This window comes from Nitrosospira multiformis ATCC 25196 (genome assembly GCF_000196355.1).
Classification (GTDB): Bacteria; Pseudomonadota; Gammaproteobacteria; order Burkholderiales; family Nitrosomonadaceae; genus Nitrosospira; species Nitrosospira multiformis.
In genome coordinates this window covers 1,948,548-1,970,118 of record NC_007614.1, presented here as the reverse complement: position 1 = coordinate 1,970,118, position 21,571 = coordinate 1,948,548, and the positions used below count along the sequence as shown (strand labels likewise).

Here is a 21,571-nt window from a genome sequence, read left to right as displayed (position 1 = left end):
ATCCTAATTGTTGCCGCCGTCTGGCTCGCGGCACCCCTTGCGAAAGCCGACACGTGGCGTGGCGCCCCACCTTTTTGCGATGGACAATGCCTGTCAAATGAGCGAGAGGTTCAAAGAAGCGAGTGCGGTGACGGTGAATGCTGTCGGACAGGTAGTAAAGCCTTATGCGCGAATTCAGAACCTACCTGTACTCCTGACCAGACAAATGTCTCATGCTATGGAATTGTGCAAGTTTGCGACAATGGCTATTACTCGGCCCCTGACAACGTTTGGCACAGTTGTTCCACCCATGCTTGTGGAGTTTGCTTTGGATTTGATTGGCCGATTGCAACAAAGCCATTATCCCAATAATAGAGCCGAATATAGTAATAGATCAGCCAACCGCCTATTTCTTTTTTCTGCGGCTCCCGCAAACGTACCATGAGCAGCGTGAGCAGAACTCCGACCTAGCCCGATTGAAACGACGCATCCTGCGTATCGGTTGATGCGAAGACGGGCAGCGATAATGCAAACAAACCAAGAGCTGTTATACCCATCATGTTGTAATTTCTGCTTTTAACGATGGTTTATGGTGGCAGAGCGATCTGGCAATGCGGGCTTTTTCCGTATCGGATTGGTCCTCAACACAATATTCATGGAAGTACGCCAAAATTAACACATCCTTTATTATTGATAAAATACATTATCGATAATCTGCCCACGGGTCAGCTCAGAGAATTCCCGTCCAAGTCACGATTTTTCTACCGCCTTGCAAAAGGTTGATGATTCCAGAAGAACCATCAAGAATATACCTCTTCCCTTCTTGTCATACACAGATTCTGCACCCTCATTCTGCACCCTCGTCCCTGGGGGAATCCAGGATGCAAACGCAGACTCAATCCCGGGAGTTGAAGGAGCTGTACAATACCTGGTGTGACTGCCACTCGAAAGGGTATAAAAAGGATATAAAGCATATTTATCGGGTCGGCGAGCAACCGGTACAAACATTATACCGGGGGAAGCCGGTATCCAGAGGCGTTCAAAGCGCGGCATTACTGGTTTGGCTGGATTCCGGTCTTGCCAGTTTTGTGGAAGTTTGCTCTACAGGTACAGGAATGAAAACTCTTACCAATGTCGTCCCCATGAAGGAATTATCACCCAATGGTGGACAACTGAATTATCTGATCAGCGGCGGGCGTGTATATGCCTCGGCAAAATCATGGGCCAGGGCATTACAGGTTCCGGACGCCATGAAAGTCTGGTTTGAAACAGGTCTGATCAGAACAGCCTTGCTGAACAAGAACGTGATGGATGGCGAACTGGAAATGATCTACAAGGGGGTGCTGGTTTATCGCTGGCATATCGTTGCTGAACAGTTGCGCGTCTTCGACAGACAATGGTATCAAACCCAGTTTAAAGGCAGGCCCAAACAGGAGCAGCGGGATATTGAAAGATTTCACGATAACTACGAACGCCTGGTTCATTGGGGATATGATCTTCAGGAACGGGCACTGAGTCAGGGAATAAGCTCCAGTAGCCTGCCAGGTTCTCCTGTCACACAAGAAACATTGCTTGAGATTATCCGGCAGATTATTGCGCCGCGGCTGGGAGATCACGATAAGAAATTGCATGAACAGGATGTTGTGATTGCAGAATTGAGAGAAGCCGTGTCTGCTTTGCGTGACCAGAACGCATTCATTTCCGTCAAACAGGCGATTGCCGAACAGGGCCTGGATTCAAGCCTCATGCCGCTATACCCGAACTCAAGAGAGAATCTTTCCAGTCTGGTTGGCCATTTTTTAAAAAGACGGGGAGTTGAACAGGGGCCAAACATAGTGGCGAGACTGGATGGAAAATCCTTATCAACCGAGATGAATACTTACAGGCGCGGCGATATTTACGCGGCATTGAATGAGTTCAAGGACGTCAAGCAGCTAGACCTCAACATAGAATAGGGCGGTAAACATCAAAATGGCTGTCGGATATCGGGGAACAGCCGTATGATCAAAATCAGTAATCGACCGATTTGATCGTCCGGGCCCGGCAAAACAGGAAGGATCTGCAGAATGGGTTTACTCGTTAAAGGCAAGTGGGTGGACGAGTGGTACGATACCAGATCGACCGGCGGCCGGTTCATCCGTACCAATGCGCAGTTCCGCAACTGGATAACGGCCGATGGCAGTCCGGGGCCCACCGGCGAAGGCGGGTTTCCCGCCGAGGCGGGGCGTTATCATCTATATGTCTCGCTTGCTTGCCCCTGGGCTTCCCGCACGCTGATTTTTCGGATGCTCAAAGGGCTTGAGAGCATGATCAGTGTTTCGGTGGTGCATCCCTACATGGGCGAGCATGGCTGGACTTTTGATGAGGCGCCGGGAGTAATACCTGATCCCGTGGGTGGCGCATCCTATCTTTATGAAGTCTACCTCCGGTCGGTGCCTGACTATAGTGGACGCGTGACAGTACCCGTGCTCTGGGATTTGCAGCGGAATACCATTGTCAGCAATGAATCGGCCGATATCATCCGCATGATGAACTCGGCTTTCGATGGAATAGGCGCTTTGCCCGGGAATTATGCGCCTGAGGTATTGCTTCCACAGATCGCCGAGATCAATGCGCGCATTTACGCTGACGTCAATAATGGCGTTTACAAGGCAGGTTTTGCCACTAGGCAATCGGTATATGAGAAGGCGGTGATGGTGCTGTTCAGATGCATGGACGAGCTGGAACAACTGCTTTCACGTCAGCGTTATCTCATCGGCAACTGTATCACTGAAGCCGATTGGCGGATATTCACCACGCTGATCCGCTTTGATCCGGTCTATCACGGCCATTTCAAGTGCAACCTCAGGCGTCTCGTGGATTATCCCAATCTCTGGGCCTACACACGGGAGTTGTATCAATGGCCGGGTGTGGCAGAGACTGTGAACATGCAGCACATCAAGGAGCACTATTACCGCAGTCATCCCACCATCAATCCGAATCGCATTGTGCCGGTGGGCCCGATCCTGAATCTCGATGAGCCCCATGATCGCACGAAGCTGGCATAGTGCCGCAGGTGCTGGTCAGAGTTCCTGTTTACAAGACCCCCTAACGGATTCAGCTAGGCTGCCCGATAGAGAGGGCATTGCCAAATGCTTGATTGCAGATCAGTGGGATGAGCGCATGCCGGCTTCAATCCGCCTCAAAAAAACCCGCATGATTTCCTCGTAGAGCGCATCGCCGAGCACTGCGTCTTCGTTGCCGGCATCCACATTCGGGTTATCGTTGACTTCCATTACATAACAGCAGTCGTTCGTCTGCTTGATATCCACTCCGTAGAACCCATCCCCGATGAGGTTGGCTGATTCGAGTGCGATACTGATGACCTCTTGCGGCGCTTCATCCAGTGGAACAGCCGATGTAGCCCCCTCTCTTAGTTTATGCCGCTGCGCGTCTCGCTCGATAATCTGCCAATGCCCCGGGGGAAAGAAGTATTGAGCTACAAACAGCACCTTCCGGTCGAGTATGCCTACCCGCCAGTCGAACTCGGTCGGCAGCCATTGTTGTGCAATGACGAGCACGGATTTTGCAAGCAGTTCGGTTACTTTGGGAATCAGCTCGCTCTCGGTCTCCACTTTCACGACTCCTCGTGAAAATGAGCTATCGGGTTGCTTCAGTACGCACGGAAGACCCAGTTCAGGAATAATCCGGCCGACATTATCATGATGGATCAACAGCGTTTTCGGTATCGGCACTTTATGCAGGGCGAGAAGTTCAGCCAGGTAAACCTTGTTGTTGCATTTGAGGATAGAGTTGGGGTCGTCGATCAGTGCCAATTTTTCCGCGGATGCAAGCCGCGAAAAACGATAGGTGTAGTGATTGACGAAGGTGGTTTCGCGAATGAACAAGGCATCGAAATGCGACAACCGGCCGATATCCGTCCGCGTTATGAAATCCACGTGCATGTCCAGTTTTTCCGCTGCTTTCCTGAACTTTTGCAGGGCTTTTGCATTGGAGGGCGGCTCAGATTCATCCGGATTGCAGAGAATGGCAAGATCATAGCGGGGAGGGGGTTTTCTTCGGTGCTGCATGCGCTCATTGAAATAAGTGGTCGCAGCAAGTATCGCGAAGTCCCGGTGTTCGACAGGAATCTCGCCGGCGCCCAGGGGCCGAGCGCTGCGCAAGCTCCACCGGTGGCGGTGGCGTTCGAAGCGGACGGCCAGGAGTGGCACCTGCAACAGGTTGAAGAACTGATGACCCAGGGAATCATAACCGGTAAGCGGAGTGCGGCCAAAATAGAAGGCAAGCTGGAAGTCGTCTCCCGGCAAGGGCGCCAGCACACTCTGAACAAGATCCTCCAGTTCCTCCATGAAGTGGCGCACCAAATTCCGGGAATGCAAATCCTCAATAGCACCTACTTTGGGTACCGGTTTATGTCCTCGGGCCTCGGCAAGCAATGAAACGTAATATCCCGATCCTTGATAGCGGTACGATTTACAAAGGTTGAAAACCTTGAGAGACTGCCCTGTAGCACTCGTGCCGCGATTGTTTTCCGCCTGAACGGCAAAAGATGGATCGGTCAGGTAGGCTCGGGCCTCAACCACGGTCACGCCTGGAATTTGAAGAGGCCAATCCCCGGATTTGTCTACGATAATTAAGATATTCACAGAAAAATTAAGATATTCACAGAAAAACCTTTTTGGCTGGCTCGTTGCCGTTGAATTCGTGGAAGCGAGCTTCCTTCCAGCGTTATCGCCCGGACTGGGGCGCACTTTTACTGCTTTCGCCGGGCGGCGTCCCCGCGCTGCGCAGATTGACGAATTTGCTCAATGTATCGAACCAGAAGGGAGCTCCCAGCGTGACAGCAAGTATGGAAATGAGCAGGCCGAATATCTTGTAAAATGCCCACCCCGTATATTTCCACGATAACTCGGGAGGTCGAAAATAACCGGAGTCATACGGGTCCAGCGACCACCCTACCGGCAATTTGAGATTCTCTGCCGCCTTGAGAGCTGTATCTGCCGAAACAGCATCCGCCTGAGTCTTCACTGTATCCTCCGCAGCTGCAACAATCGATGCGCGCAGAACATTGTCCTTTGAAAGTCTTTCAATGAGCATCACCGTGTCCGCATTGGAAGCAACCACGACCAGAGTCGCGAGACAAAGCAGTACGCGCTGTGTCCAGCGCTTGTACCAGCCACCAACGCGTTCCATGGTTTTGTTGAACCAGTCTTCGAGATTTTTGCGGAAGGCTTCTGCCTGATGCTCGATCGCAGTCACTTCCCGCCGGGTCTTATCGACAAGAACGAGAAGGGTTTCCTTGGTATGGCCCTCGGGTAGCCTTTTCAGTCCTTCCTGTATGTTGCCCAGAGGATCCGGATATTCCGTAGCAAAGTCCCGCGCGAAAGCCAAGGCTTCCTTCAATGTGGCGTCAGCTGTCAGGAGCAATTTAACCTCTTTTGGATTTTTTGCGGACGCGATGGCAGCATGGCGCGCATCGAGCATCTTCAGCGCTGCGCTGATACTATCGATTTCGTGCCGGGCCTCTGCTTCTGCTTTGACAAGAGCCATATCGTCGGGTGCGGTCTTTGCCGCTTGTACAGCCTGGCCATAGGCCACCTTTGCTTTTTCGGCAATTGCTTCGAGCGCTACCCTTGCCCTGTCAAGCGCATCTTTTGCCTGGGTAACGGCTGCAACGCGTTGTGGATCACCGGGCGTAACTGCCGCTGCTTCCAGGGCTTCTTCATAAGCGTCATCCGCCGCCTCGGCATTCGCCAGAAGATCGCCATACTTTCCTGCGATGATCCCCCGCGCCGAGAGGATGTCGAGCAAAGCCAGAGAGAAGCTTTCGCCGGACATATAGGAGGGAAGGCGAGTCCGTTTTGACGGATCGGAAGCGTACTGGGATATTCCGCCTATCAGTCCATGATTGTAGAGTTGCTGCGCCAGCCCGGTAAACTTCGGGTCGTTCAGAAGATTCTTTATGCCCTCCACCAGGTTGCCGCGTTTGTCGATCAATGACGCAATTCCTTCATTAAGGGCTGTACATACGAGACTGAGCAGTAAATAGACGAAAATGACAGCGATTCCCACTTCCAGTATATTTGACCCGAGCAACATATTCCCCTCCGAGTGTGCGGAATACACGCTATTCATCCTGAAGTCTAGCAGAACAACCGACATTCGCCGCTCGTGCTCTCCAATGCCTATTGAACCAACTCCGGTTGACCGGGACCCCCCTTCTGGGTGAAACTTAAGGATTACTGAACAACTCCTTCGCGGGCGCGAGGGAGGCTCTGTCTGGTTCCTGAATAGCCTTCCTGAACAGCATGGAAGCCTGGCACAGCTGCATCAGGGAAATTTTCTGCCAGCATCCAGTAATTCATCAATCCTCATGCGTCAATTTATTTCACTTCTATTCATTGCTGCTGCCGTATCAGGTGTATCAAGTGCCCTGGCTGCCGCCTCGGACGGAATCGCATCGAGCAGGACTACACCGGTCATGCCGGTGACCGTGCCGGATACGATGGCTGAGCGGGTCAAGCCCTGCACAGTGTGTCATGGCCAGGCAGACAGGGTGGGCAGGGATGCCTATTACCCTCGAATTGCAGGTAAGCCGGAGGGATATCTTTTCAATCAGTTGCGGGATTTCCGAGACGGACGCCGCTATTACCGGCCAATGACATTACTGTTGGCGAACGTGAGCGATGAATACCTGCGGGAAATGGCAGCGTATTTTTCAGCACTCAGACAACCTTACCCTCCGCCGGAACAGGTGATATCTTCTCCCACTGAAATAAGACAGGCCCAGCAGCTGATTCAGCAGGGGGATGCCACGCGGGATATACCCGCGTGCATTGAATGCCACGGCAAGCAGCTCATGGGCACCGCGCCTTTTATTCCGGGACTCCTGGGGCTTCCGCGCATCTATATCGCCGCCCAATTCGGTGCCTGGAAGAACGGTGGAGTGATGAGAGGACAAGCGAGTAACTGCATGTCCGATATCGCCAGACAACTCACGATCAAGGAGACGAATGTCGTAGCGGCGTGGCTTGCCGCTCAGCCTGTGCCTGAAAATGCAGGTCCGGCAAATGTGCTGTCCCCGGAGATGGCGCAGCGCTGCGGAAGTATTGTCCAGGGGAGCGCAGACCGATGAAAATTGCTGTCATCGCTGCCGCAGTGGCAGTTCTTGCGGGTATCGGCCTATCTCCTGAAATAGTTGGCGCACCTTCTCCGAAAAAGGAAGCAAAGGCAGAAAAGAATGCTACGCCGTTATCATCGGTTCTTTTGCAACAGCGGCGAGCGCGCGGAGCATATCTTGCACGAGCCGGAAATTGCATAGGATGCCATACAGCTCAAGGTGGAGGCGCCTATGCCGGCGGCAGGAAGCTTTCGACTCCATTTGGCACGTTCGTTACATCCAATATCACGCCGGATAAGGCAACCGGAATCGGTGACTGGGATGAAGACGATTTCTGGAAAGCGCTGCACGAGGGTAAATCGCGCGATGGGAGGCTTCTGTATCCCGCGTTTCCGTATACCGAATATACGAAAGTCACGCGCGAGGATTCCGATGCGATTTTTGCCCATCTTCAAGCCCTCGAACCCGTCGTTCAACAGAATCCGCCAAGCCAGGTTGCTTCCCGATACGATTTCCAGCCATTGCTGACTCTTTGGCGTGCCGCTTATTTCAAGCCGGGCGTGTATCAGGCTGATCCCGCCAAAAGCACTGAGTGGAACCGGGGTGCTTACCTGGTGCAGGGGCTTGGTCATTGCAGCGCCTGCCATGCCGAGCGGAATCCACTGGGTGGCATGATTGGCCGCAAGGGAGATGATAAGCTGGGAGGTGGGCAGATCATGGGCTCCAACTGGTACGCGCCATCGCTGACTTCGAGTCTGGAGGCAAGTACGGCTGGCTGGCCGGTCGAAGAAATTGTCCAACTGCTGACCACCGGGATTTCACCCAGGGCGACGACGTCAGGACCGATGGCCGAAGTTGTCAGTCAGAGCCTCCAGCATCTGACAAAAGAGGATGCCCGGGCAATGGCGATCTACCTCAAATCACTGCCTGAAACACAATCGCACCAACAGGTAAATTCTCCCGCACAGACGGAACAGGTGCAGGCCTGGTTGCGGTACGGGGCACGGATATACAAGGAACACTGCCAGGATTGCCATGGCGACTCGGGGCAGGGCGCCCCGGGAATTTACCCCCCCTTGGCCGGTAACCGAAGCGTTACCCTTACACCCCCTACGAATGTCATTCGCAGCGTGCTCAATGGAGGTTATCCCCCGTCCACTGCAGGCAATTCCCGCCCCTACGGCATGCCCCCATTCGCACAGGTTTTACGCGATGGCGAGGTTGCGCTGGTTCTGTCGTATATCCGCAACGCGTGGGGCAATCGCGCCAGTCTGGTGACAACTGCTCAAGTCGACAAGAGTCGCGAAGGGATAACGGAACGCTGAGGCCGAATGCTCAATTCAGCGCATACCGGCGACTCCTTCTCTTTATCCCACGGCAGCAGGATTGCAATTAAACTGCCATGGCTATTTTGCACGGCGCTTGACAGCATAGCCATACTGGATCGGCCATTCTGGTTCTATCGCTAACGCATGTTGCGCCTTGAGGGCCCAGTAAGGCTCCCGCAGTAACTCTCGGCCTATAAAAACGAGATCTGCCTGACCGCCGGTGATGATCTCATCGGCGTATTGCGTGTCGGTGATGAGTCCCACTCCGCCTGTGCGGATTTGCGCTTCATCGCGGATGCGTTGGGCAAATTGAACCTGATAGCCTTTGGCAACAGGAATTCTTGCATCCGGTATCACGCCGCCGGAGGAGACATCGATCAGATCCACCCCGAGCAGCTTCAGCTCTCTGCAGAGAATAATCGATTGTTCCATATCCCAGCCTCCCTCGACCCAGTCGGTTGCCGAGATTCGCACGAAGAAAGGCAGTTCGGACGGGATAATATCGCGAAGGTCCTTGGCAACCCTTAGCAAAAGCCGCGTACGATTTGCGAGGCTGCCGCCATAACTATCAGTACGATGGTTGCTTAACGGCGATAGAAATTCGTGCATGAGGTAACCATGGGCCGCGTGAAGTTCTATCATTTTGAAGCCGGCGTTCAGCGCACGTCGAGCGGCTGCTTCCCATGCCTCGATACATTCCTCGATATCAGTTTCCGACATGGGTGTTGGGACGGGATCATCAGCGTAAAACGGCAGGGGACTGGGCCCAATCACTGACCAGCCTCCTTCTGCCGGCGTTTTCAGGCTGCCGCCGCCTTTCCAGGGAGCATCGCAACTGGCTTTACGTCCGGCGTGTGCGAGTTGGATGCCTGGAATCGCGCCCTGCATCTCCACAAACCGCGCAATGCGAGCCAACGGCTCGATATGTTCATCTTTCCAGATCCCCATGTCTCCCGGTGAAATACGGCCCTCAGCCGTGACTGCAGTGGCTTCGACCACCACAAGCCCTAAGCCGCCGATTGCCCGGCTACCCAGGTGGACGAGATGGAAGTCGTTGGCAAAACCATCCTCGGCGGAATACATGCACATGGGAGACATTGCGATGCGGTTGCGGAAAGTAACGCCGCGAAGGGTAAGCGGGGACATGAGATCCACTTCCGGGATTTCCCGGTCATGCTCGCTCTGACATTGTGTCTGGATGGCGGCACTGCTTAGCTGGTGGTCACCGATCTTGCCCAGAGGGCCGTGGCCGGCTGTATCGTCCTTGTTCTCGTCATAATGGGACATGGCTTTTTTCCCACTGTCTGATTGGAGTTCGCTCAGTACTTTCCTGGTTGCATGAGTTGCTTCATGATTGCGTTGCGTGGAGCCGCTAAATGAAGGGGTAAACTTAACTCTGCCAGCTGCTCCTGCTGAACGCACGCGAGAAGTGAAGAACCCTGCTCATAATCAAAGCAGGGGCTCGTCCGCCGGATCGATGATAGGATCGCCCGGGGTGGGATCAGGATCGTAGGGGCGAGGATCGACAGGTTTGTCGGGATTAAAGGGTTCCGGGTCTCGTCTTGGCTTATCGGGGTCGATGGGACGAGGCGGGTCCTGAATGGGGCGGTCAGGGGAAGGCTCCGGCTCGGGTGCAGGAGCTGGCTTGGGGCCATCGGGTTTGTCCCGCCGGCCCGGTCCATCCGGTTCTTTCTGCAAACGGTATTTTGGCATGAAGATGAGTCCGGTTTTTGGGCTACCGGGACTGGGATACCGGCAGTCATTGATAAACGCACCGCTCCCAGTCCGGTCTTTCCGGAACAGGAATACTGTATCAGCGTTTTAGCTGGCCACGTATTTCCCCGTTCTTATGGGTGTCGCTGTGAACGTTGATGTAAAGTCCACCTGCCTTGAAGGCGTCATACTGCGCATCTGTCAATTTCGCTCCGTCCGGTATGGACCATTCGTTATCGGAAGTTTTGTTGAGCGTAATGATATCGGGGCCATTCTTGCCAACCTGGGCCTCATGGACATGCGCACCCGTACCTTTTATATCGGAGGTCATGACTTTGCCCTTGATGGATTTGTCATCCTCTACAGTTAGGGTGCCGTGGCCCATTGCGGAAGTCTTGACCGGGGGCACTTCCTGATCGCCGGTCAGGTGCACGGTAATGTCTGTGGCGTTAGCTGTGGTGCCGCTTAAAGCCAGGACAGCCAGCAGCGCAACTGTCCATGCGGGGGGGGCGAAAGGGGTTTTGCGAACTTTATTCATTGAACTACCTCCTCTAGAAATAGAATTATGCAGTTTGGTTGTTGTGGATTGATCTGCCATTTCTTTTGACTTTTCTGGCGGAAGCGCTGGGAAAAGTGCTGCGCTACACGAAGAATCTCTCTTAATTTTATTGGGTATTTGCCATTACGTCCGTACGCTAGCGTACGCAACTCTCTATTATTCAGCTTGGCTTCATCTGGTTTATCAATTTTCTTTTTTACCCCCTTCATCCCTTAACCCGAAGCGGTTGAGCCCAATCCCCGTTTGGAAATGCCGGGTTTCCGACTATTTCATTGGTATGGGATTATTCCGGCCGACAGGAACGGCCGTAACGCTGTTTTGCGGACTGCCTTCTATAATTCTGTCAGAGTATGTCAGATAGATAAGCACGTTACGTGCCGAATCCACCACCCGGACCACGTGAAGGCGCTTGAATAAAATTGACATGCGTTCGGTAAACACATCTTCCTGACGAGGAAGTTTGCCGTGGAACTCGATCGGGTCGCTCACCTGCCGGCAGGCGATCGACGCTTCCGCCCTGTCTTCCGCCAAACCTACGGTTCCTTTGATTCCGCCGGTACGGGCTCGGGAAACGTAACAGGTCACACCCCGCACTTTGGGGTCGTCATAAGCTTCTATCACTACCCGATCATCCTTTCCCAGCCATCGGAACGCAGTATCCACTTCACCGACGAGCTCTGCTTTTGCCACTCCGCAAAAAGCTGTGGAAAATAATGTGGCTGCTGCCATTCCCACCATAAATCTTTTTCGTACCATTTTTTCTCCTTATCGATCAAATTGAAACACTACGTTTTATTGGCGCATAATTGACTAAAGCGCCATATACAGGGTGGAATTTACCAAAATGACACGGAGAAGTGTTGTGCCGGTCACGATATGAGGGCGTGGGAACACGCCGCTGGCACCTCTTCCCGACTGCTTCTCTGTCATCACTATTCTCCGTTCTGTTCCCAGGTGGGAGTGAAGGTATCTGCGAGACATTCAGGCTGGCGATAAGCTTTTGAAGAGGTGCCGAAGAAACCGGGTTGGAAAACTGATGTTTCGCAAGGGGAGGTCGAGGCAGGAATGAATCTGAAGCTCAAAAGGGTTTACGAACCGTCCCACAAGAACGATGGGACTCGCATTCTGGTTGACAGGCTTTGGCCGCGTGGGATGACAAAAGCAAAAGCGGGTGTGGATATTTGGTTGAAGGAACTGGCGCCGAGTGCCGGGCTTCGAAAATGGTTCGGACATGATCCGGACAAGTGGACCGAGTTCAAGAAACGTTATAGGGCCGAGCTCGAGGAGAATGATGAGCAGTTGGCGCGACTGAGGGAGGAAATAAAGAAGGGAGCTGTTACATTGCTCTATGGGGCCAAAGACGAGGAGCACAACGATGCCGTTGTTCTGGCGGAATTTCTGCATGACCAAAAGAAATAAGGCATATCCTTGCCACGTTTCTCATGCCTCTGTCACATGACTTGTATCAGGCACAGTGCATGTACGTTCTCCGTGTAGTATCACCTTGCTTCTTTCATCCGATCGCGAGCTTGATGGTATTTCGTTGCGGGGAAGAGCGCCCCTGCTGATTTTAACGCGCTCTTCCTCCAAGCAGGCTTTCCCACTCAAAAACCCAGTAGAAGCTTGGGAAAAACTGGCCAGTTTTTAGTTCGGCGCTTCCCTTCTGCGCTTCACCATGAAACCCATGAGGCCGAGGCCTGCTAACAACATTGCGTAAGTATCGGCTTCCGGAACAGCGGGAATTGCATCGGCAGTGACTGCCAGTTTTGAATGGACAGGAAGAATGTCTCCGGTTCCCAAGGTTTCCCCCAAATCGGCAGCTCCATCTACTTGACTTGCAACGCCTACATTTGCTTGCAGGGTATGTACATCAAGTCCAGCAGATATATCGGCATTGGCAGTTGCGTCAGTCGATCCGATCAACGCGGCGATTCCGGTGGAAGTTGATGTATCCACGTCAGCGCCAAGTTTGAGTTTCGGCACTCCCACGCTTACACTGCTGGTTGCATCAATGGCCGGCCCACCTACAGTGACCATACTCGTGGTCTCCAGCGACTGGGTGGGGACTACCTTACCCGTAATTTCAACTGCGGGTGCATCGATCGTTACCTTGCTCGTTCCGAGTGTGGCAGTGGAGGCTGCTATATCTACCCCACTGTTTGCACCGAGTGCCGTTAAGCTTGAGGTGGCAGCGACAATGATTCCCACGTCCGTAGAAGTTCCCAATGCAATGGAAGCTCCAGATTGCGTAGAAATACCCAGATCAGTGAAGGTTGCCGAATTGGTAGAAGCTTCCAGGCTGGAAGAAGCTCCTGATTCCGTAGAAGCGAGCCCCGCGGACACTCCTGATCCGACTCCCAATCCCGCAGAAATTCCTGATCCACCCGCCGCGGAAGACTCCGCGACCAGTCCAAATAATGCCAATAGGGTAAGTATAACCTCTTTCTTTTTTAACATGCCAATTCTCCAATTTTCATATTATTTTATAAACCTCAAAGCCGGCCAGAATGGAAACTGCCGGAGGCAGCCCAGCAATAGCGCGGCTTTAAGGGAATTAGCAATTTGTATGCCAGAAATAATAATTGTTTTGAATCATTTAATTAGGATGGTTTGATCGGTTTTAACCGGAATAGTCGTCCCCCCGCAGAGACGTTTATCCCACAAGTTCGACCAAATGCATGAGCTTAAAGCATTTTTTCTGTCGTTGAATCCAGACAAGCTTGCAGGTCGCCCAGTTGGTATCCAGGCGTAAGTAGCAGTAAGAGATGATGAAGGATTTCCGGGCCCGCGCAGGGACTTGGGGCGGGAAGAGAATCTGGAGGTCAAGAAAAAGGATTTGGTGGGGAATAACCTGAAGCCGATTGAGATCAGAAGAAACTCAATTCCCCCTGCGCGCCACCAGTTCTTCTCATTGTTGCCTGAGTGCTTTCTGAATTTCCTGTGTTTCCTGGGCTTCTTTCCGGATATCTTTGGGCTGCTGGCCTTCGCGCACGGAGTTGGGAAGCTCGATCACTTTATCCTGAGCCTCATCGGACGCAATACTGGCATTCTGGGCTGCGGCATCATTCTGCCCGTTCCTGTGCAATCTGTGCGCCTGTATCAACAGTGAAATCCCGATCCATCCCGCAAGCAGCGAGAAAGGAATTACCATGAGCAGGGGCTCCAACAATGCAATGACCGTCAAAGCAAGCAGCGTAACCCCCCCGAAAAACATGATTTTTGCCTCGGCAGCTCCCAGGACGAGTCGACTGGTGATAGCCGCTCCGACAGTATTGCCTACACGCAGGGCACCGGCTGTCAGCCTGCTCGCGCTTCCGGACCGGCGCCTGACAACCCCGTACTGACGGCGAGGGCGGTGGGGAAGTTGATCCACTATGGGGCGAACCCGGTTCTTTTTATTGAGAACGATTTCGGTTGAATTTTCCAGATCCTCCAGGTACATTTGCTCCATTTTCTGGGCAAAATCCAGGTTTTCCACCGCAATATCCAGTTCCCAATTTCCCAGCCAGCTCGCCATATTGAGATTGCTTGAGCCAACGCGGGCCCAACGCCCATCGGCAACGGCTGTCTTGGCGTGCAGCATCGAGCCATTCCACTCGAACACGCGTACGCCGGCTTCCAGCAACGGACGATAACCGGCGCGCGAAATCGGCCTGAGAAACTTGAGATCCCCGCTTGACCCGGGAACAAGCAAGCGGACATCTACATTGTCCATTGCCGCGCCTCTCAACGCTTGCACATAACTTGTAGTCCCAACGAAATAGGCATCGGTAAGCCAAAGCGTTTTTTGCGCCAGCACGGTGATCAGCTGCTCCAGTCGGTATAAGCCCGCAGTCGCAGCAAAGTTTCCCAGTACTCTCACATCGATGTGACCCGCAATCGGGATTGAATCGGGAGCAGGCAGTTCATCCGCAGGTATTTCCGGTCCCGTCTCCGCCCATGCACGCGCAAAGGAATTTATGACGTCCGCTACCACCGGCCCCCGCAGCTCGACTCCCGTATCCCGCCAGGGCGCAATATTCCGCTCGGGGTATCCATCCCACATCTGCCCGACGCATAATCCACTGACAAATGCAACACGGTCATCCACGCAGACCGATTTGCGATGCAGCCGGCTCAACCAGGCCAGGGGACTGTCAAAGCGCATCGGATTGAAGCATCGAACTTCCACACCTCCATTGCTCAGGTGGCGCCAGAAATTGGATGATGTTTCAGTCAATCCTCCAAGCCAGTCATAAAGTAATCTTACCCGTATGCCTTCTTTTGCTTTCGCAATGAGGGCATCGGCAAATCGCTGGCCAATGATGTCATTACGAATAATATAATTTTCAAAATAGACGTTCTTTTCAGCCGACCGGATCGCGTCGAGCCATGCAGGATAATTCTCGCTTGCATCCTTGAGGAGACGGATGCTGTTGCCATGCACCAAAGGCGCGCCTGCGGCGCGCGAAAACGCCTGGGCTGCCATGATTCTGGCAGAAGCATCCTCCCGCGCGGTTTCATGGGGAATCTCGCGCAGCAGGTGTGTCAGCTTGAACTTGGCCATAGGCTATTTGATCCGTTCTCTCTCGCGTATGTTCCCTGGCAGATCTTTCTTTTCCTCCACCTTTTTATATTTCCCCAATCCTAGTCCGTAACCTCTTCTCCAAACTTGGAATCCACATAACAGCGCATTGCGGCAATCAGGGGAGTAAACCCCTTTTGCCGGTTTCTGCCTGATCGCATGAAAGCCGTGCAATGCTCGGAATCCGGTTCGAGGCTGTGGCTGAGATTTATTCCTTCTCTTTCGATGATCGGTCCTCCTTGAGACCAGTCTACCGAGGGTTCCCAGCGTTGATGGTTGACTACGCAGTGGGAATCGATAACATGCACTTCTTCCACATCGTTGGCTTTTGCCACCCAGTAGTCGAGCAGTTCGCCCTTAAGCTCGGAAACTCTCATGATTGTTCTCCCTGTGAATCTTGAGGCAAGGTTACAGCTTTTCCGATCTAAGAGTATTGCAATCCGTCATGTTTCCCGCTTGCAATCCCCGCTTAAACCAGCCGGTACGCTGGGCGCTCGTGCCATGCGTGAAGCTTTCCGGCACGATCGTGCCGCGTGTCCTGCGCTGCAATGTATCATCGCCGATCTGCGTTGCCGCGTTCATTGCTTCTTCGATATCGCCTTGCTCCAGCCATCCCTTGGAACGCTGCGAATGGTAGGCCCAGACCCCAGCCAGACAGTCCGCCTGCAATTCGACACGTACCGACAAGGAATTCGCCTGTGAGCGCGGCAACCGAGCGCGCGCGGCATTCACCTGACCGGAGATGCCAAGGAGATTCTGTACATGATGCCCGACTTCGTGCGAAATGACGTATGCCTGCGCGAAGTCGCCTCCTGCTCCAAGCTGGTTTGCCATCGTATTGAAGAAGTCCAGATCGATATAGATGCGCTGGTCCTCCGGACAGTAGAAGGGACCCATTGCCGCGCTTCCCTGCCCGCACGCCGTTAGAGCAGCACCTCGAAACAGCACAAGCTTGGGCGGCTCATAAGTTTTGTTTTCCTGCCTCATCAGGCCCGTCCATACATCCTCGGTATCGGCGAGGACTGTCGAAACGAAGGCTGCCTGCATGTCCCCCGGGGGCGCAGCGGGTGCAGAACCTTGTTCCTGAACCATGTTGCCTCCGCTGCCTCCGCCGGTGATCACGCTGAGCATGGTGAGAGGATCGATGCCGAACAACAACCCACCGATCAACGCTATGACAATCGCGCCGGCGCTGATTCTGCCGCCACCCAGTCCAAATGCGCTGCCCGAACCTCGGCGATCCTCGACGTTACTACTTTGGCGATAACCTTCCCATTTCATTTTCGGCTCCAGGTACAATCAGTTCTTCTTGTGTAATCCCTTGTGCGGCTTCCAGAAGCTTGCCTCCAGCCTATTTCCATCGAAGAGTGCTGGGGTCTGCTAATCGTCGGCTCGACCCGAAGCTCTCACGCTTCTGTAACTGGTGCAGCGCCCGGGCCACCCCTGAGACTTTGCAATTTCAGTATACTATGTTCGCATGGTGACAAATGTCTGCGATCGTACAGACTTCGTGATTACCACGAGATATTATTTTTCTTTCCCTGATTTCGATGACTACCACAGGAGATAGCGTGAAGAGAGTTCGGAAACTGTTCTATCTGGCGATATTCTTATTGGCGGCGCCGGCCCTGTCGGGCTGCCTGCTACTCGCGGCGGGCGGCGCGGGGGCCTACGGTGGTTATAAAATGAAAGAGGAAGGGTATACGGTACAAAATCCGGTCACGAAGGAGAAAAGCAGCAATCAGAGGAACTGAAAGTCAAAACCCACCGCGCTTTTGGGTGCCGTTTTCGGATATCCCGGCTAGGACGTGCTTCCTGCGCGGTTTTGCCATCCGGCTATCCATGCCTCGAACTCAATAGCAGTCATAGGCCACGCAAAAAGATAACCCTGGCCTTCCTTGCATAAGACACTTTGGAGAAATTCCGCTTGCGCTTCCGTTTCTACGCCTTCGGCAATGATACGGAAGCCCAGGTTGAGACCCATTGCCACGATTGCCGCTGCAATGGCTTCGGCATCATTGTTCCCCGGCACGTCCCGTACGAATGATTGATCGATTTTCAGGCGGTCAACCGTAAACTGCCGTAAATAGGCGAGACTTGAGTAACCTGTGCCAAAATCGTCGATGGCGACTTTCACCCCAAGCGCATCCAGTTCGCGCAGCTTGTTCAGTGCAGGTTCCGCCCCTTGCATCACTGCGCTTTCAGTAAGTTCCAGTTCCAGGTTAGTGGGCGCCAGACCGGACTCCTGAAGTGCATTTTCAATGATTCCGACAAAATCAGTCTGACGGAATTGCACTGCCGAAACATTGACCGAGATACACGCATTCAGCAGTCCACGTTCGTACCATAGCTGCGCCTGCCTGCACGATTCGCGCAAACCCCATTCACCGATCGAGAGAATCAGTCCCGTATCCTCGGCAACGGGAATAAAGCGAACAGGGGAAATCAATCCACGGGCGGGATGACGCCAGCGCATCAGCACCTCCACCCCGATAACGCGGCTTGTCCCAAGCTCGATCTGGGGCTGATAAACCAGGAACATTTCACCGCGTTCGACCGCCCCCCGGAGATCATGTTCCAGACTGAGTCGCTCGATCGCCCGCGCTGTCATGTCTTCTGAGTAGAACTGGTAACGGTTGTGTCCAGCTTCCTTTGCTGTATACATGGACGCATCCGCATTGCGCAGGAGGATATTCGGTTCCTTGCCGTTATCGGGATAGATGCAAATGCCAATGCTTCCGGTCAGCAGCAGTTCATGTTTTTCGATCTGGTACGGTTGTGAAAGACCATCTATGATTTTTTGCGCCACACGAGCTGCATCCTCCGCGGTTTCAATTTCGTTCAGCAGCACAACAAATTCGTCACCTCCCACCCGGCTTACCGTATCTACGCTGCGTATCGAGGTTTGCATCCGCTCGGCCACAACCTTGAGAAGGTGGTCGCCAACGTCATGACCAAGCGAATCATTGATTGCCTTGAAACGATCGAGGTCCACGAACAGTACAGCGAGGCGTTTGGCTTGCCGCGCTGCACGATTGATGGCCACTCTCATCCGGTCCGCCAGCAGAGCGCGGTTTGGCAGGCCGGTGAGCGAATCGTAATGCGCCAGATGCAGTATTCTTTGTTCTGACGCCTTGCGTTCCGTAATATCACGCGCAAGAACGATAAAACGAAGGCCCGCTGCGGAATCGACATGCTTGCGCGAGACGGAAAGCTCGAACCACCATTTGTCTTCCCGGCCGGGAAGGCGAAGTTCCAATTGTTTCCCCGAGGAGAGCCCTTTCTCCTGTGCCTCCGCCAATGCCGACAGGATAATATCTACTGCTCCGGTGGGGAGAAAATCCGCGACCTTTTTGCCTACAAGGCTTTCACCGGACACAGTCGGAAACTCGGTACGCCGGACCGAATGCCACGCGTGTACACAACCGTCTGCATCAAGCTCGAACAGTAAATCGGGAATGGCGTCGAGCGTGGCCTGGAGCTGGCGTCGCGCTGCCAGAATCTCGGTTTTCCGGCGTTCTTGCTCGGTAATATCCCGGATCATGGCAACAAAATAATGCACCGTGCCATCATCCCTGCGGACACATTTGACATCCACATTGGCGAAGATTATCGAGCCATCCTTACGGATGAAGCGCTTGTTCATCGCGTAGCCTTCAGACTCCCCTTTCAGGATGCGCTCGCGCTCGGCAGTACTTTTAGCGACATCATCCGGATGAGTTATCTCAATCCAGCTTTTTTTTGCCAACTCCTCAGTTGAGTATCCCATCATCTCGCAAAACTGATTATTGAAGCGCAACCAGCGTTTGGTATCGGGGGAGGTAATCGCCATGCCGATGAATGGCAGGTCATAGAAATACTTGAGAAGGCGATCCTGATCCGCGGTGTGAATGATCAGTGCCAGCTGGTGGGCGCGTTGCTGTTGACGCCATAACAGCAGCAGCACGACGCTTACCGCAGTAACCGCAATGAGAATGACGGCACTCATCCAGAATACAAGAGTCCATAGCTGCGCCAGCACTTCATTCTGGTCGATTTTTGCAAGCAAACGCCAACCGGTCCCGGTAAGGGGTCGATAGGCCGCGAGCACCTGCTCTCCCCGGTAATCGATTCCATGTACCGTCCCCTGTTTTTCGTCCCGGGTGGCAATGGCGCTAGCAAGTTCGTCCCTGGCGAGCGCATGATATCCATGTGTGCCATGTGTCCGCTGAAAGCGGTGCAATTTATTAAGATAATTGACGGTTTCATTCTTCTGGGTGATAAGCAGTATCTCTCCGCTGCAACTGATACGGGGCCACTTCTCGACGAGTGGAAGAAGGAATTGCTCCAGATCCGCTCGTAAGAGCACAATGGCACCAGGTTCCTTATTTGTTGTCTCCGCTACCAGAGGCACTGCAATATCCAGCAGAGGTTTTCCGTTTTCATCCAGAAAGAAATCGGTACTCTGTATCTGGCGCGAACGTAACGCGGTAGATAGTAATTCGCGGGTAATGGGTGGCAATTCATGCTTTTCGCCTAACACGAGCAGAGGCCGGCTTTCGACATCAAGCAATATCACTGACTCGTAGCTGTAGGCTTGCCGCACTGCCTCCAGGCGATTACGGATAAGCTCCAGTTCATGCGCGTTTCTTCTTCGTTTGAGATCGACTACTTGCTCGATAAGCGCCTGGTTCGCCAGCAATGCCTCCGCGTCGTTATGCCGTTCAGCAAGCCAGAGTTCGATCTGCTCGGCCTTAAGATCCACGATGGTTTGCAGATCAGCATAGGCCCCTTGCTCTATCTCCGGACCATACATCTTTATAATCATTATGCTGATAATGGGTGCCATCATCGCCAGCGAGAAGAACGCCAACATCAACCGGTTCAGCCGGAAACCTGCCGCAGCCGAAGCTGCGACGTCTGCCGCTGTCACATCGGCTTCGCGGGCAGTAGTAGCGCCCTTGCCCAGTTTAAGCAATGCATAGAATAGGATACTGCTAATGGCAATAAGAACCAGTTCCTTTGCCAGATAGGCGCGGCTCCGCAAAGCCGGATCCTCAAGCATGAGTGATATCAGATAGCCCGCAACGGCCATCCAGAGGGTCGATAAAGCGACGTAAAGCAAGACGATAAGCCAGGGAGAACGACTCATCGTATAACGGTTGAGCAATGGAGAAACTTTATCATCGGAAATTCGGAAACCGGTATCAATGAGGGGATAAAGTATCTCCCGGTTATTTGTTTATTTATTGGCAGAGCCTGAGTTCAGGGGCCAGTTCAGCATAAAGTTAGACAATTGTCTGTGTGATTGATCACAATGGATGTGTTTTCTGATCGTCGAATCTTCCCTGAGGCAAAGCCTTCTTTTAGGGCAAAGCCATCTTCTGGTCTGGTAACATCTTCTATATAATTGCTTGCCTTCTGGAGGAGCATCATGAAAAAGGAATATGTTTCCGCTCTCACGCCTATTCTGTCTGTCGCGCTGATCTGGGGGATTCTGCCGGGGAATGTGTTTGCCAGCGAAACGTGCCATAGTACCCTGGCAAGCGGATTTTATGATGAATACCAGAGGATTGCGCCGCCCCTGAGAGATCGGGCAATGTATGCGGAATTGTGCGCATTGAAGTACGAGGACGCGCAAAAGGCGATCAAGCGTGCCCAGCAGTTCGGCAAAGATAAGTCACTGGGGCTGACGTACGGGCTTGTCAATCTGGATGATCTGCCGCCTGACAACAGTCCGGATTCGGACTCAACTCCGGCAGATACGATGAGCGACATGCGGTTCGGGCAATGGAAAGGCGGATATTGCGCCCAAAATGCAACGCTCGATCCTTCCCAGGCTGCGGAGTTTTTCATGCAGCGGGCAGTGGCGGGCAATAGCGATGCGTCCAGGGCAGTCCAAAACTGGTCAGCCTGCCTGCGCAAGCGCCCGGGACTGACCTGTTGGGCCACTCCAGCCAGGGTATCCTCCGAAGAACAAGGAGAAGAGTTCGTGCTCAATGTCAACTGGGCATCAGGCGGGGCTTCCGAATCCCAGGTTCAGCCCGAGGTCGAATATTCCTATCTGACGAGAGGCGGGGTCGCGAGGTTCGAAGGTGCGGCAGCGTCCCGGATATTGCCTGACCGTTATAAGTTGAAAGCAGGAACGCTGCAGATCCCTGTTACCCGACCCGCAGATAGGGGTGTGTTTGCAACCCTCAAGGTAAGCCATGCCGGAACGGAACACAGCTGCAAGGTTTTCGTACCAGGGGACAGGGACTTTTCGTTGTCAGAACCCTTTATTAACCGATTGAAGCTTAAATACCCGGGTTGAGAGCAACTTTCCCCAG

19 protein-coding genes are annotated in these 21,571 nt (G+C 53.3%); 7 read left to right on the top strand and 12 right to left on the bottom strand.

What is annotated here, in order from left to right; genetic code table 11:
- Nucleotides 1–860 precede the first annotated feature (860 nt).
- Together NMUL_RS09050 and NMUL_RS09045 are read left to right on the top strand one after the other, a co-directional pair.
- Nucleotides 861–1,934, top strand: a complete 1,074-nt coding sequence (locus tag NMUL_RS09050; protein WP_011381042.1) for a hypothetical protein — start codon at nt 861–863, stop codon at nt 1,932–1,934.
- A 111-nt stretch (nt 1,935–2,045) separates the two neighbouring features.
- Nucleotides 2,046–3,026, top strand: coding sequence for a glutathione S-transferase family protein (locus tag NMUL_RS09045; protein ID WP_011381041.1), 981 nt, complete (start codon nt 2,046–2,048; stop codon nt 3,024–3,026).
- A 99-nt stretch (nt 3,027–3,125) separates the two neighbouring features.
- On the opposite strand, the gene NMUL_RS09040 is transcribed toward NMUL_RS09045, so the two are convergent.
- Both NMUL_RS09040 and NMUL_RS09035 read right to left on the bottom strand, forming a co-directional pair.
- Nucleotides 3,126–4,562 carry a RimK family protein gene (locus NMUL_RS09040; RefSeq protein WP_238529790.1) on the bottom strand — a complete coding sequence of 479 codons (1,437 nt, stop codon included), beginning with the start codon at nt 4,560–4,562 and terminating at the stop codon, nt 3,126–3,128.
- Nucleotides 4,563–4,707: 145 nt separating this feature from the next.
- Nucleotides 4,708–6,141, bottom strand: a complete 1,434-nt coding sequence (locus NMUL_RS09035; protein ID WP_146063201.1) for a hypothetical protein — start codon at nt 6,139–6,141, stop codon at nt 4,708–4,710.
- A 211-nt stretch (nt 6,142–6,352) separates the two neighbouring features.
- Here NMUL_RS09035 and NMUL_RS09030 point away from each other — a divergent pair, with 211 nt between their 5' ends.
- Nucleotides 6,353–7,114, top strand: coding sequence for a c-type cytochrome (locus NMUL_RS09030; protein WP_104009696.1), 762 nt, complete (start codon nt 6,353–6,355; stop codon nt 7,112–7,114).
- Nucleotides 7,111–8,424 (top strand): c-type cytochrome, encoded by a 1,314-nt coding sequence (locus NMUL_RS09025; protein ID WP_011381037.1) that lies wholly within the window; start codon nt 7,111–7,113, stop codon nt 8,422–8,424. The genes NMUL_RS09030 and NMUL_RS09025 overlap by 4 nt, the downstream gene beginning before the upstream one ends.
- 81 nt (nt 8,425–8,505) lie before the next feature.
- Here NMUL_RS09025 and NMUL_RS09020 read toward each other — a convergent pair whose 3' ends face one another.
- The 5 genes from NMUL_RS09020 to NMUL_RS09000 all read right to left on the bottom strand — a co-directional run bounded on the left by NMUL_RS09020 (nt 8,506) and on the right by NMUL_RS09000 (nt 11,455).
- Nucleotides 8,506–9,714: an NADH:flavin oxidoreductase/NADH oxidase gene (locus NMUL_RS09020; protein WP_104009697.1), complete on the bottom strand. Its 1,209-nt coding sequence runs from the start codon at nt 9,712–9,714 to the stop codon at nt 8,506–8,508.
- A gap of 162 nt (nt 9,715–9,876) precedes the next feature.
- Nucleotides 9,877–10,140 carry a membrane anchored protein gene (locus NMUL_RS09015; protein WP_011381035.1) on the bottom strand — a complete coding sequence of 88 codons (264 nt, stop codon included), beginning with the start codon at nt 10,138–10,140 and terminating at the stop codon, nt 9,877–9,879.
- Nucleotides 10,141–10,240: 100 nt separating this feature from the next.
- On the bottom strand, nt 10,241–10,678 hold the full coding sequence (locus NMUL_RS09010; protein ID WP_011381034.1) for a CHRD domain-containing protein: 438 nt from the start codon (nt 10,676–10,678) through the stop codon (nt 10,241–10,243).
- Entirely contained in the window at nt 10,675–10,908 is a 234-nt protein-coding gene (locus NMUL_RS09005) for a hypothetical protein (RefSeq protein WP_041352513.1), read from the bottom strand. The genes NMUL_RS09010 and NMUL_RS09005 overlap by 4 nt, the downstream gene beginning before the upstream one ends.
- Before the next feature lie 55 nt (nt 10,909–10,963).
- A complete protein-coding gene (locus NMUL_RS09000) occupies nt 10,964–11,455 on the bottom strand; it encodes a CreA family protein (RefSeq protein ID WP_011381033.1) in 492 nt (163 codons plus the stop codon).
- 309 nt (nt 11,456–11,764) lie between these two features.
- On the opposite strand from NMUL_RS09000, the gene NMUL_RS08995 reads away from it, so the two are divergent.
- On the top strand, nt 11,765–12,118 hold the full coding sequence (locus NMUL_RS08995; protein ID WP_011381032.1) for a DUF488 domain-containing protein: 354 nt from the start codon (nt 11,765–11,767) through the stop codon (nt 12,116–12,118).
- Between the two features lie 225 nt (nt 12,119–12,343).
- Here NMUL_RS08995 and NMUL_RS16360 read toward each other — a convergent pair whose 3' ends face one another.
- The 4 genes from NMUL_RS16360 to ypfJ all read right to left on the bottom strand — a co-directional run bounded on the left by NMUL_RS16360 (nt 12,344) and on the right by ypfJ (nt 16,544).
- A complete protein-coding gene (locus NMUL_RS16360) occupies nt 12,344–13,156 on the bottom strand; it encodes a PEP-CTERM sorting domain-containing protein (protein ID WP_011381031.1) in 813 nt (270 codons plus the stop codon).
- Between the two features lie 451 nt (nt 13,157–13,607).
- Nucleotides 13,608–15,245 carry a phospholipase D-like domain-containing protein gene (locus tag NMUL_RS08985; protein ID WP_011381030.1) on the bottom strand — a complete coding sequence of 546 codons (1,638 nt, stop codon included), beginning with the start codon at nt 15,243–15,245 and terminating at the stop codon, nt 13,608–13,610.
- An 80-nt stretch (nt 15,246–15,325) separates the two neighbouring features.
- Entirely contained in the window at nt 15,326–15,640 is a 315-nt protein-coding gene (locus NMUL_RS08980; RefSeq protein WP_011381029.1) for a phage protein NinX family protein, read from the bottom strand.
- Nucleotides 15,641–15,671: 31 nt separating this feature from the next.
- Nucleotides 15,672–16,544, bottom strand: a complete 873-nt coding sequence (gene ypfJ, locus NMUL_RS08975; RefSeq protein ID WP_011381028.1) for a KPN_02809 family neutral zinc metallopeptidase — start codon at nt 16,542–16,544, stop codon at nt 15,672–15,674.
- A gap of 290 nt (nt 16,545–16,834) precedes the next feature.
- Between ypfJ and NMUL_RS08970 the strand changes: the two genes are divergently transcribed.
- Nucleotides 16,835–17,017: a hypothetical protein gene (locus NMUL_RS08970; RefSeq protein WP_041352512.1), complete on the top strand. Its 183-nt coding sequence runs from the start codon at nt 16,835–16,837 to the stop codon at nt 17,015–17,017.
- Nucleotides 17,018–17,064: 47 nt separating this feature from the next.
- Here NMUL_RS08970 and NMUL_RS08965 read toward each other — a convergent pair whose 3' ends face one another.
- The gene (locus tag NMUL_RS08965) at nt 17,065–20,394 is read right to left on the bottom strand and encodes an EAL domain-containing protein (protein WP_011381027.1); all 3,330 of its coding nucleotides are present in this window, start codon (nt 20,392–20,394) and stop codon (nt 17,065–17,067) included.
- Nucleotides 20,395–20,676: 282 nt separating this feature from the next.
- On the opposite strand from NMUL_RS08965, the gene NMUL_RS08960 reads away from it, so the two are divergent.
- A complete protein-coding gene (locus NMUL_RS08960; protein WP_011381026.1) occupies nt 20,677–21,555 on the top strand; it encodes a hypothetical protein in 879 nt (292 codons plus the stop codon).
- Nucleotides 21,556–21,571: the final 16 nt, after the last annotated feature.